Consider the following 12,967-nt stretch of genomic DNA (forward strand, 5'->3'; position numbering starts at 1 on the left):
AGACCACAAACATTGTGGTTTGACCCCATTTTCAATAACGAATATCAATCGTGATTCATCGACCGACCGCCATCCGATGAAAGGCATGAACCCACCATCAGCCGGGCCACCAGGTCGTTACGTCGTTTGCCTGCTGGCCTTCTATCTGGTCGCGACACAGGCATTCGCCCAGAGCACCATGATCCCAAACCAGAACACCACTCCCTGGCGGATGCCATGGACCCGCGGTTCGGAACGGTTCCAGCGGCATTGGCAGATTTGCGCACCGCTCACGCCTGAACAAGCGGCCACGGTGCTCGACCCGTCGATCGATCATGACGCCCCAACCGCAGTCCCGCCGTGGACGCCGCTGACCTCATGGAGTGACGACATCAACCTTGAAGGCATGGTTCCGATCAACCCAGATCAGGTGGCGCTGGTCCGCACCACGGTGGCGCGGTCCGCAGCAGGTCGGGCGACCCTGCTAATCGGTGCCGACGGCACGCTCGAAGTATCGGTCAACGGCGTCCCTGTCCACCGTCGGTCAAACCCGGAACCCTTTGCCTTCGACCAGACCGTCGTGCCGGTCAGGTTGCGGGAAGGAGACAATGAATTCATCCTGAGACTGGTCAACGCCTCCGGCCCGATGAAGATCTCATTTCGGATCGTGGAAACCGGGGCCGTCGTCACACGGCCGGGAGAGATCGGCCCCACCCTGCTCGACGAAGCGGACGGCATATTGACCCTGCGGACCGACATCCGTAAAGACGTTGCGGGCGCACCGGTCGACGTCGAAGTGGTCCTGCCCGGGGGCGCCGTCATCGCTCACGCAGCGGTGGTTCGCGGCGAGACGGTCCGGTTCAACTACGGCGATTGGCCCTTGGGGCCGGTTGAGATCCGCTGCACCACACTCAACGGTGCGGGCGACCGACGTGCCGTCCATCTGGCGTGGTATCATGGAGACGCCCTGGCCGAGGCCCGGGAACTGATCGCCGCGGCGGCCGGGGAACCGCCCGGTCCCGAAGGCGACCACGTCCGCATGCTGGCCGAACTGGTCCAGGACTTCATCGACCACCAGCTCGCCCGGATTGATCCGGCGGCCCGAAGACTGCTGAATTCCGCTCTCTTTGAATATCGGGAATTGCTCGTCGAACGGGCCGGGGGAGTCGGAACCATCCGTCCCTGGGGTTTCGTCCGAATGGCCTGGACCGATGAGACCGACGGCTCGACTCAGTTCTGTCGGGCCTATCTTCCTCCCGATTACGACCCGGCCCAAGCCTGGCCCGTCGTCATCTTCCTTCATGGCTATCACCCGGCCAATCCCCCCTATATCGGCTGGTGGTCGATCGATATGCGTCACACGCCCGAGGCGGACAATCATGGTGTGATCTACCTCGAACCGCACGGCCGGGGGAACTCCAACTTTAGCGGTATCGGTGACAAGGACGTCCTGCGTGCCCTGGCCGAAGCCAGACACCGTTTCACGATTGACGATGACCGCGTCTACCTGACCGGCGAATCCATGGGCGGAGACGGTGTCTGGAGCATGGCCTCCCGCCATCCCGAGGTCTTCGCCGCGGCCGCGCCCGTACACGGCGGATGGGACCCACGACTTGTCCCCGTCGACGAGGGCGGACTGATCGGACGCTTGCCGGTCAGCGACCTTGAGCGTTTTCAGCTCGAGGTGTGCGGCAGTTTCGGCAGCGCCGAAAACCTGCTCCACGTCCCCCTCGCGGTTCACCACGGCGACGCCGACCAGAGCGTCGATGTCGGAAACTCCCGCTTTATCGTCCAGATGCTGCAGCGCTGGGGCTATGACATTCGTTATTTCGAGCATGTCGGTCTCGGCCACGAAAATCTTGGGGCCCGGGAAGCCATCGTTGATTGGTTGCTGACCCACCGCCGCGTCAGTGATCCGCCGACCATTCGTTTGCGCTCGCCCGATCTGGACGCGGCACGGGCTTATTGGCTGTCCGTCGAAGCGGCGGGGCAGCCTTGTGAGATGATCGAAGTGGATGCCGCCTTCACCCGGCCCGGTGTCCTTCGTCTCGACACCGTCAACGCCGCCGCAGTGCACTTGAATCCGCCCGCCACTCTTTGCCCGGGCGGCGCTCTCACCGTGGTCTGGAATGGCGAGACCCACCGCGTCAGGCTGGCCGATGGAGGGGTCCGGATCGGCGCACCCCGCCCGCCGGCAGGCTCTCTGGCCAAGATACGCGGGATGGAAGGCGGCATCGAGCGTTTCATCACGACACCGTTCATCGTGGTGGTCGGAACCATCTCGCCGGATGAAGCCATGCGCCGGATCTGCCGCGACAAGGCCGAAGTGGTCGTGAACAAATGGATCAACTGGCAGAAGCATCCCCCTCGGGTTCGGACCGATCAGGAACTCACCGCTGAGGAAGAACGCTCGTATTCCCTGCTCCTGATCGGTGGACCCGAGGCCAACAGCATCGCGCGGAAATTCGCCGGCGACATCCCCCTGCAGGTCGAGCCGGACCGGATCACCATCGATGGCCGGAGCTGGACCGTATCCGACGCCGTGGTCCAGCTGCTTTACCCGAACCCGGCCGCCACCGAACGCTACATCCTGGAAGTCGCGGGCACCTCAGCGAAGGGTCTGTATTTCTGGGCGCCGCTTCTGTGGGACTACCGTCCCATCGTCCACGACTGGTCGATCACCGATGGGAGGCTGGTCGCCCTGCCCCCTGCCCACCCTGCTGAGGAAGCCCGCGTCGCCACCGGTGTCTTCAACCAGGCCTGGCGGCGCGATGATCGCTGGGTGGTCGAGGGCGATGCTGAACGACGCGCCGCCAGCCCCCTGCGGATGGGTCCATTGCCGGACACGGGACAAGCGCACCCCGCGATGACCGACTGCGCGGGCACCTACCAGTTGGAGTGGGATCAACTTGTCGTGACGGAGACCGATGGAGACCTCTGGGTGCAAAGCGAGGGCGGCCGACCGACCCGCCTGATCCGCGAGGGCGTCAATGAATTCGGCGACCCGTTGACCGGAGCTTTCCTGCGCTTCGCCACGGAGGCTGACGGAAGCGTCACCCTGCATCGGAATCTGGACGGCCGGCAACAGTCCAGCCCGCGCACAAACCGCTGAACCGTTCAAACCAACCGTAGCCTGCTGGAATGGCGCTTGGTTAAGGGTGCTTATCGTTGTCTTGTCTCGGACAACCGTTGCGGCTGACCGGGGACGTCCAGCCCTACCACGGATGCTCTGATTTCAGTTGGTCGGGCGAGGGCCTCCGGACCCGCCGTCGAAGAGCAGTCGACACCTCGTTGGCTGATCCGACTCTTTCGCCAACCAAGCGCCATTCCAGGATCCTACGGTTGGTTTTCGACCGCAAAACCCTACAGTCTATGCTACGTATGGTTTTGTTGTATCCGGTCTCGCCTTATTCAGGCCTTCTCCTCTTCGATCATCCGGATGACCTTCCATTTCCCACTCCGGAAACGGATGATGAAAACGGTCGCGACGGTCGCGAGGTTCCCCACCATGACGACAAAGGCGTAGTAAACCGAGAGGTGCAGCACCTCAATGACGACAAAGGTCGGCAGGACGAGACAGAAGGCCGAGGTGATGGCATTGGTGATCATGACAAAGCGGGTGTCTCCCGCCCCTTTCAGCGTGCCCCCCAGGACAATCGTCACCGAATCGATCATGGCGACCAATGCCATGAACTGAAGTATCGTGACCGCCATGATGATGATGGCCGCCGTGGTCCCGTCGGCCTCTCCGGCGGTAAAGGGGGAAAGGAGCAGTTCAGGGATGGAGAGGTAGAGGACACCCATGACAAAACTGTAGGACAGGCTCAGGGTCAGGGCGGATCGCGTCGCGCGGGCAGCGAGGTCGCTCTTCCGGGCTCCCTGGAAGCGGCCGACCAGGATGCTGGTGGCGATTCCGATGCCCACCAGAGGCAGAACTCCCAACATATTGATCTGCTGGGCCATGTTGCTCGCCACCAGCTCGAGCTTGCCGATTCGGCCGATCAGGAGAACGAAAATGGCGAACCCGGAAATGCTCAGCCAGAACTGCAGGCCCGAGGGCGCGCCAAAGCGGATCATCCTCAGGAGGAGGTCACGGTCGAACGCCCGATTCCTCCGGGTGAAAAAGACGCGATCATTGAACGGGCGAAGCACCAGAAAGGCGTAGATCAGGAAAGAGACGGCAGAAGAAAACACGGTGGTGTAGCCGGCGCCCTGAATCCCCATGCGGGGCATGCCCCAATTCCCCAGAACCAGGCCATAGTCCAGCACGCCGTTCAGGGTGCACATCGAAACACTCATCCACATGACCGGCCAGGTCTTGCCTCTACCGGAATAAAAGCAGGAGAAGGCGGAGCCCATCAGACCGAAAAGCGGCCCCCAGTTGAGGATCCGGAAGTAGGCGACTTCCAGGACCTGGACCTCGGGATCATGCCCGACCAGGGAAAACAGGGCGGGAGCCGCGAAATTGAGCAGGGGCAGCGAAAGGCCGCCGATCAGGGCCAGACGGAGCCCATTCCAGATGACCGCGCCGATCCGATCCTGTCGTCCCGCCCCGAAGTACTGGGCCACGAAAGTCGAGGAGTACATGACCAGGCCCATGAAGAAGCACTGAAACGAAAAGTTCAGCATTGAGGCGGGCACAGAGGCCGCGATCGCCTCCTCCGAGTACCAGCTCAGGAACATCCGGTCGACGAACATCATGACCGAGTAGGAGCCCGTACTCAGGATGAGGGGGAAGGCCACATTGAGCAGCTGCCGCATCCCTCCGTCCCCCCGCCATCGCCGTGCGATCCATCCCTCATCAGGTCTGGCGAGGGCTGAGGGAGGGTCGTCCGAATTCACAGGAAGCCGAGTATCTCTCATGTTCAAGCCCGGTCAATGGGCATTCCACGCGAATTCGAACGTCCCTGAGAATCCACACCCCGGACCGTCGGACTCCGGTAGGGACAACTTCGAACGATCACTGTCCCTCAGTCCTTGGGATCAGTCACGGAAGCCGCTAGAGGTCGGGTGCAATGTCCACTTTGCCCGACCCGATCCGCTGGAAGGACCCATTGACCGTCATCGGCCGTAATCCCCTTGCTTTCCGACCGGACTTTCCTGAGGTCGCCGAACGACGGAAAACCTGGTGGCGTTTGGATGCGGTCATCCGCGCCCTTGATCCCCGAGGTCCGGCCCTCTGCATCGATTGAATCCGCGAGCGGATTGCGGCAGCATGAAAACACAGCTCTTCAGCCCGATAATCGATTCCCCCTGGCGCGCAGAACAGGCATCATTGATCCCAAGCAGGAGATTCAAGGAACCATGAAGACCACCGATCGTCCCTCTCCCATCACTCCGATCCGCCCGAAATGGCGCGGCACCCTGACCGAAAGGGAACGATTTCGCCGCCAGATGCATCACCAGCCGGTCGACCGTTGCTTCAACCGGGAATTCGGCTACTGGGACGACAATTTCGATCTCTGGCCCATCTTCAGCGACCACGGGATCCGCACAAATGACGAAGCCGATGTCTTCCTCAATTTCGACCGTTCCTTCTCCGTCGGCAGTCCGTTCATGCACCCGGTCTTTCCCGAGACGGAAATCAGCCGGACCGAGACTACCCGGGTCCTGCGCAACGGAGACGGGCTTCTCGCCGAAGTGCCCATCGACGGGCATGACACCATTCCCCATTACCTGGGTTCATCAATCCAGTCACCGAACGACTGGGAGGAGGTGAAACGCGAACGCTTCCGGCGCGATGATCCCGTCCGCAAGGTCGACATCGACGCGATCCTCCGGAAACACCCCGCCGACCGCGATTACCCGCTGGGAGTCAATACCAGTTCCATGATCGGGAGGGTCCGTAATCTGCTGACCGTCGAGGGCCTGGCCTACGCGACCTATGACTACCCGGAGATGGTCGAGGACATGGTCGAAACCTGCTGTGTGCTCAACGAGGACTTTCTCGATCAGGTCCTTCCCCACATCGCCTTCGACTTCGCCGAAGGCTGGGAAGACATCTGCTACAGCGCCGGTCCGCTGGTTTCGGTCTCCTTCTTCCGGGACATCGTGATGCCGCGCTACAAGCGGATCGGGAAGAAGCTGCGGGACCATGGGATCGACATCTGGTGGATCGATTGTGACGGCGATGTCCGCCCCCTCATCCCCTATTTCCTGGAAGGCGGCGTCAACACCATGTTCCCGTGGGAAGTCAACGGATCCGGTCATCCGGGTCAGGCCCTCGACAAGTGGGGGCCGGAGTTGCGGATCATGGGAGGCGTCGACAAGATGGCCCTTGGCGCCGGCCGGGATGCCATCCGCAAGTGGGTGGCGTCGCTCGTGCCCTACGTTGAGAAAGGCGGCTTCATTCCCTTCTGCGACCATCGCTGCCCACCCAACGTCGATCCCGATGACTACCTCTATTACCTGGACCTGAAGGAGGACCTCTTCGGGCTGAAGGGGTAATGCGCCGAGCCCGGGTTCGACCGGGTTCCGGTCTCGTGAGATGGCCCGGTGATCGGTCCGTTTCCACCGTCTGGCAGCCACCCGCAGTTGGGGGGGGCGATTGAGTGATGAGCAAAAGAAGCGTTCGAGCATTCTAACACATGACTATTAGCTTTTGTTATTTACTGCCGACTTTATATCAGCCAAGCTTTTGCAGACTCAACGACTTACGACCATGCCCCCCCCAACTGAATCTCTGGATGCAGGTGCCTGTTTTCGTCCTCTCCCGCGAACAGCCGGAACCGGCCTGATCCGTCCAGCGTGGGTCATTTTCCTGATCATGGCCCTGAACGGGCTCCCGGCCGCGGCTCAGGAATCGTTCACCAACGACGAATGCCTCGAGTGTCACCTCGCCGAAGAGGTGCCCGTTCCCGGGAAGCCCGGTGAATTCCGCCTCGAAGGGATCCGCCCGGAGAAATTCGACGAGTCCGTCCACTACCTCCTCGACTGCATCGATTGCCACACCGGGATCAAGGACCTCGATCACGAGACCCCGCTTCCCGCCGCCCAATGCACCTCCTGCCACGAGACGGAGGCCGCCGAATACTCCCGCAGCATCCATGGCGTCAGCCATGTCATGGGAGAGTCCGACGCGGCCACCTGCGCCAGTTGTCACGGAGCTCACGAAATCATCCCGGTAGACCGTCTCGAGTCACCCGTCTTCAAGCTCAACCTTCCCCGGACCTGCGCCACCTGCCACGACAATGAGGGCATTTCCGACGAGTACCGGATGTCCAATCCCGAGGCCGCCTCGCACTATGTCGAAAGTATCCACGGCCGCGCCCTGTTGAAAATGGGGCTGATCGTGGCCCCGTCCTGCAATGACTGCCACGGGGTTCACGACATCAAGCGCAGCGTGGATCACAGCTCGCGGGTCAACCATGCCAATATCGCCACCACCTGCGGTCAATGTCATGTCGGCGTCGAGGAAATCTACAATCAGAGCATCCATGGTGAGCTCCTGGCCAAGGGCGACCCCGACGGCCCCGTCTGCACCGACTGCCACACTGCGCACGATATTGAGACGCCGGTCAACAACCACTTCAAGGCGATCAGCGACGAGCGGTGCGGGAAGTGCCACGAAGACCGGCTGATCCACTACAATGAGACCTACCATGGCAAGGCCATGGCCCTGGGCCGCCCCAACGTCGCCGCCGACGTCGCCGCCTGTTTCGACTGTCACGGACATCATGACGTCTTTCCGACTTCCGATCCCCGCTCAAAGCTGTCGGCCGGGAATATCGTCGGGACCTGTTCGCAATGTCATCCCGGCATCAACGAATCCTTCACCGAGTACCGCCCCCACGCCAACCCACTCGACTCCGTGAATTACCCGGGACTGCACCGGGTCTTCCTCTTCATGACCGTGCTGCTGGTCGGGGTGTTCACTTTCTTTGGGATCCACACGGTCTTCTGGGTCGTCCGCTCGATCTACCTCTACGTCCACGATTCCAAATCATTCCGTGAAGCCAAGGTTTCCGCCGCAAAGGACGACGAACTCTTCACCCGCTTCAATCCCTTCGAGCGATTCCTCCACTTCCTCGTGGTGATCAGCTTCCTCCTGCTCGTCATCACCGGCATGCCTCTGAAATTCTACTACACCGACTGGGCGAAGGCGCTCTTCGGACTGATGGGGGGGCCCGATGTCGCCCGTTCGCTCCACCACTTCGGTGCCGTGATGACCTTTGCCTATTTCGGCCTCCACCTTTTTGACCTCGCCCAGTCGCTCTGGGGCAATCGAAAGGCCATTCGCAATCCGGAAACCGGCCGGATCGAATTCAAGCGCCTCGGCGAGGCCGTCTTCGGTCCCGACTCGATGGTCCCGTCCTTCCAGGACTGGCGGGACTTCATCGCCCACCAGAAATGGTTCTTCGGCAAGGGTCCGCGACCCCAGTTCGACCGCTGGACCTATTGGGAACGTTTCGACTATTTCGCAGTGTTCTGGGGCATCTTCGCGATCGGCGTATCCGGGATGATCATGTGGTTCCCGAAGTTCTTCACCCTCTTCCTCCCGGGCTGGATCATCAACATCGCCCTTGTGGTGCACTCCGACGAGGCGCTCCTCGCCGCCGGATTCATCTTCACCTTCCACTTCTTCAACACCCACTTCCGTCTCGAGAAATTCCCCATGGACACGGTGATCTTCTCCGGCCGTATCTCCAAGACCGAGATGCTGCACGAGCGTCGCCGCTGGTACGACCGTCTCGTGGCCAAGGGCAAGCTCGACGAACACCGGGTGAAGGACGACTGGGAAGGCCGCAAGAACATCATGCGCTCCTTCGGCTTCACCTTCTTCGGCATCGGTCTCGTCCTGCTCGGACTGATTGTCTACGCGATGATCTCGCGCCTCTGGCACTGACCATGGCGGGCGACCGCGCCCCGATTTCCCCACAGATCGGAGATCGACCCGAACCCGGGCGGCCAAACCCAGGCGAAACAGGCGGTCGGCATTCGTCCAGAGGATCCTTTCCTCATGCTCGGGTTAAAGACCCGGTCCGCGGACAAACTTGAGGTAGGTTGGTCCGCGTCCGGCAGATCGGATCAAGGCCTCATCTCGGACTCCCTTTCAGGGAAGGCGCTCCACGCCGCATACCCCCCAGGAAGACCAGTCCGAACAGTCCGACCAGGGGCATGATGAGAAAGGCCGTGCCATAGCCGAGGCTGCCGGCGATCCGCCCCCCCACCCCGGCCGACCAGGCCTCGCAACCATTCGTCGCCGCCATGTAGGTGCTGAACTGGGTGGCCCCGAGGCGCGGGTCGGTCAGATCCATGAAGAGACCGTAGGATGCAGCGGTGAAAAGGCCGATCGCGAAATAGACCAGAGTCATCAGCCCCATCAGAACCGCCCCGGACAGTCCAAGCAGGTTCGCGAGACCCACCGTCCCGACCAGGCCGCAGAGCAGACCAAGAAAGAGACCCACGCGGCGGCGGCGATCCCCCCGGTCGGAGAGCCGTCCCCCCAGCAAACCTCCGACCAGCATCGCCCCGACGACCGGCAATCCGAAGAAGACTCCCGTGGCATGCGGCCCCACGCCGGCATCGATGAGAAAGGGACCGGCCATCGCCCCCATCGCCTCAAAACCCGCACCCGCCACCAGGGCGAAGCCGAGACCCATCCAGGTGGCCCGCGATCGGGAAGCGTGACGCAGCGACCGGACGAACTGATCCCAAGCCGAGTGGACCGAGGGCGATGGTTCCGCGCCGCGCACCATCGTCCAGAGGAAGATCACCGTACCCCAGATCGCCGCCAACAGCGCCACCAGGACCGTTTGCCACCCGAAACGGTGGGCGATCAGGATGGCCCCCCCGCCAAAGAGACTCCGCCCGAGAAGCATTCCGGCCTGCATCGCCCCGTTGAGCCAGCCACGCTGTTCCGGAGCAGTCGTGGTCACCGCCAGCGCGTCGATCGCCACGTCCTGGGTCGCCGCAAAAAAGGCATGGGCCATCAGCAGGATGATCCAGATCGTCAAGTGCTCGAGAGGATCCAGCCAGAGCAAGGGCACAAGACACGCGCCCATCGACAATTGTGCCGCCATCGCCCAATGCCGGAAACCCCATTTGGGTCCGCGAATGGCATCGACCAGCGGCGCCCAGAGAAACTTTCCGGTCCAGGGCAGGACAAGCAGTGCTGTCAGGGTGGTGATCCGTTCCACCGCCACCCCCTCGGTTCTGAGCAGGGTCGGCATGGCCCACCAGAGAAACCCGATCGGCGCCCCTTCACTGAAGTAAAGGAAGGCAAAGACCCAGACCGGTCGGCCGGATGGATTCGCAGAGTCGGACGCCACGGATGCACCCTGCCATGACGCAGGTTCATTGGGAAGCTTTCGCTGACGAGACGGGGTCAGGCCGCTTTTTCTCTACAAATTGATTGCGACCGATCTCCCTCCAATGGCACTTTCGGTTCATGGCCAGAAAGCTGCGGATCGAATATCCCGGGGCGATTTACCATGTCCTCAACCGCGGTAATTACCGGCGTGATCTGTTCGAAACAGTCGGCGCCGCTGAATCCTTCCTCAAGACGCTCTTCGAGACATGTGGCCAGTACGGCTGGAGGATCCATGCTTATGTCCTCATGCCCAATCATTTCCACCTCGCGATGCAGACTCCCGAGCCGACCCTGGTCGAGGGGATGCATTGGCTCCAGAGCACTCTGGCCACTCGATTCAACCGATTGCGGGGAGAAAATGGTCACCTTTTTCAGGGCCGCTACAAGTCGCTGGTCGTGGAAGATGCTTCGGCCCTGAGTCGGGTCGTCGACTATATCCATCTGAATCCGGTGAGGTCCGGAATCATCGCGCCTGAACAGCTCAAGGCCTACCGCTGGAGCAGCCTGCGGGCCTTCATGAAGGGCCCACGGGAGGCCGCGATGGACCCGGATCCCTGGCTCAAAACCAGAGCCGAGTGGCGCGACGACACCGAAGGCTGGGCCGCCTATGAGCGGCATCTCGTTGAAACCGCAAAGGACAAGGCACGGTGGGATTCCGAAGGGCTGACCGGCCTGTCACGAGGATGGGCCATCGGGACGGATGCCTGGCGGAAGGCGCTTGCTGCGGAATACACCGAGGTTGCCCTTTCGTCGGGTCTTGAGCGCAAGGAAGCCAGGGATCTCCGCGAGGCCGCCTGGCGGGTCAGTTTCGATTCCGCAATGAAGAAGGCCGGCAGGTCCTCAGCTGATCTGGAGACAAAACCTCTGAAGACGGCATGGAAGATCGACATCGCCGAGAACGTGCGACGCGAATCCGGTGCGTCTCTGATCTGGTTGGCCAAGCAACTGAAGATCGGCCAGCCAAGCACCTTGCGGTGTTACCTGTCCAACTCCCGGGCCGCGATCCAGAGATAAATAAGCGAGCAGAGGGGCAGGGCTGGAATGGCACCAAGATAAGCAGTTTCATTGGCTCAGAACTGGCATTTCTTGTTGGTGTATTTGTCTGGTGTAGTCGCCCCACCTGTGGTGAGCCTGCCGAACCCAGTCTCTTCGGGCGTGTCAACGTGGATACGCGGCAAGAGACTGCCGCGGCTACATTTCGTGATCCCTCCTGAATACCCCTTAACTTGGTGTCATTCGGGTCAGGCCGCTTTTCATCGATGAATTGCTCCACCGCCGCAAGATCCGCCGGCTATCGATCGTGCATTGAGCGGACCGCCCTTCAGGAAAATCATATGGAAAGAGCGGCCTGACCCCTTGATCAACCCTCACCCAAGTACCTTTTGATGCAGGTGGCGACTTCTTCCGCCAGAGCGGCCGAACCGATTTCGGTGAAGTGAACATTGACCGGGATCTGGAGGTCCTTCTCCCGGGGCAGGACGAAGGCGTAAAGATCATCGATGGCGATGCCCTCCTCTTCCATGATTTCACGGGCAATCGCATTGTAGAGGGGCACATCCGCGGTCTGGCGCCGTGGGTTCAGATCGCCGGCCGGAACCGGAGTGGTGCTGCACCAGATCAGGGTGGCTCCGGTCTCCTTCATCCGCTTGACCAGTAAGCGCAGATTGGCTGCGTAATCATCCTCAGACACCTGACGCTTTCCGTCCTCCATGTACTTGATGTCGTGCAGCCCCCAATTGAAGTGGATGACATCCCAATGACCGTCCCCGAGCCAGGCCTCGATGTTCGCGACTCCCCTTGAGGTGGGTCCGCCGTTTTCCGGAATGCGGTGGACATTGGCCTTCCCCATCAGGAGTTCCCGCACCCCGATGGTGTAGCCGACCGAAATGGAATCCCCGATCAGGAGGACACGGGGCAACCCGGCGGATTCCTCCACCGGCGCAAAGGCCGGACTGGAGTCGCCGAAATCCGCAGACGAGCCCGGGGCCGGCCGACCCTCCGTGCCGGAGGAAAGAGAAGAGAAAGAGACCGCCATGAGGATCGTGAAAAGGAGGGTGGGACGCATGGGGAAAAGCCACCTACTCTTCAAACGATCGGAAGACTCCGGGCAACTGGAAACCTTCACGGTCCCGCACAAACCCCGGGCAGACAGTCGGACTGTCGCCACCCAACGCGGCGCTCGACGACGTCATCGGGAACGGATTGTGGCTTCGAAAATCTCGCCGAATAGTATTATAATCAGATTTGTCCCGTTTCTGATTGATTTTATTGAGTTTTGGATGCATTATTATTACTATATTAAATATGAACGCAAAAAGTTGGAACGAACTCAAGACGGTCGCCCGAGACATGCCCTTCGTGGTGGACCGGATTCGGCTTTCCGAATCGGGCATTGTGATCGAAGGCCCCTTTGAGTTGCCACCCCTGGCGAGATTGTCCGAAGACGACCAGGCCTTCGTCACGGCATTCGTGCGCTGCCACGGATCGATCAAACAAATGGAGAAGTATTTCGGGGTCAGCTACCCCACGATAAAGAACCGGTTGAATGCCATCGGCGGCCGCCTCGAGTTTGTCGACATCGCGCCCAGGTCCACCCGGTTGGAGATTCTCGATCAGCTTGAAAAAGGTGAAATCACCGCCGACCAGGCGGTCGAACTGTTGAAGAAAGGAAACTGA

The 12,967-nt window shown here is 61.1% G+C and carries 9 protein-coding genes; 6 read left to right on the plus strand and 3 right to left on the minus strand.

From position 1 onward, the window contains the following. Positions 1–85: 85 nt before the first annotated feature. Entirely contained in the window at positions 86–3,091 is a 3,006-nt protein-coding gene (locus R3F07_15855) for a prolyl oligopeptidase family serine peptidase (GenBank protein MEZ5277856.1), read from the plus strand. A 299-nt stretch (positions 3,092–3,390) separates the two neighbouring features. Here the strand turns inward: R3F07_15855 and R3F07_15860 are convergent, their stop codons facing one another. Continuing rightward, positions 3,391–4,740, minus strand: a complete 1,350-nt coding sequence (locus R3F07_15860; GenBank protein MEZ5277857.1) for an MATE family efflux transporter — start codon at positions 4,738–4,740, stop codon at positions 3,391–3,393. 254 nt (positions 4,741–4,994) lie between these two features. On the opposite strand from R3F07_15860, the gene R3F07_15865 reads away from it, so the two are divergent. The 3 genes from R3F07_15865 (at position 4,995) to R3F07_15875 (ending at position 8,824) form a co-directional block, all read left to right on the plus strand. Beyond that, positions 4,995–5,171: a hypothetical protein gene (locus tag R3F07_15865; GenBank protein MEZ5277858.1), complete on the plus strand. Its 177-nt coding sequence runs from the start codon at positions 4,995–4,997 to the stop codon at positions 5,169–5,171. Between the two features lie 112 nt (positions 5,172–5,283). Then, positions 5,284–6,426, plus strand: coding sequence for a uroporphyrinogen decarboxylase family protein (locus R3F07_15870; protein MEZ5277859.1), 1,143 nt, complete (start codon positions 5,284–5,286; stop codon positions 6,424–6,426). 214 nt (positions 6,427–6,640) lie between these two features. After that, on the plus strand, positions 6,641–8,824 hold the full coding sequence (locus tag R3F07_15875) for a cytochrome c3 family protein (protein ID MEZ5277860.1): 2,184 nt from the start codon (positions 6,641–6,643) through the stop codon (positions 8,822–8,824). A gap of 190 nt (positions 8,825–9,014) precedes the next feature. Here R3F07_15875 and R3F07_15880 read toward each other — a convergent pair whose 3' ends face one another. Continuing rightward, the gene (locus tag R3F07_15880) at positions 9,015–10,250 is read right to left on the minus strand and encodes an MFS transporter (protein MEZ5277861.1); all 1,236 of its coding nucleotides are present in this window, start codon (positions 10,248–10,250) and stop codon (positions 9,015–9,017) included. 119 nt (positions 10,251–10,369) lie between these two features. On the opposite strand from R3F07_15880, the gene R3F07_15885 reads away from it, so the two are divergent. Next, a complete protein-coding gene (locus R3F07_15885) occupies positions 10,370–11,305 on the plus strand; it encodes a transposase (GenBank protein ID MEZ5277862.1) in 936 nt (311 codons plus the stop codon). Between the two features lie 346 nt (positions 11,306–11,651). Here R3F07_15885 and R3F07_15890 read toward each other — a convergent pair whose 3' ends face one another. After that, positions 11,652–12,356, minus strand: a complete 705-nt coding sequence (locus tag R3F07_15890) for an SGNH/GDSL hydrolase family protein (GenBank protein MEZ5277863.1) — start codon at positions 12,354–12,356, stop codon at positions 11,652–11,654. A 239-nt stretch (positions 12,357–12,595) separates the two neighbouring features. Between R3F07_15890 and R3F07_15895 the strand changes: the two genes are divergently transcribed. Then, positions 12,596–12,967, plus strand: a complete 372-nt coding sequence (locus R3F07_15895; protein ID MEZ5277864.1) for a DUF2089 domain-containing protein — start codon at positions 12,596–12,598, stop codon at positions 12,965–12,967.

The organism is Opitutaceae bacterium, from assembly GCA_041395105.1.
Lineage (GTDB): Bacteria > Verrucomicrobiota > Verrucomicrobiia > Opitutales > Opitutaceae > B12-G4.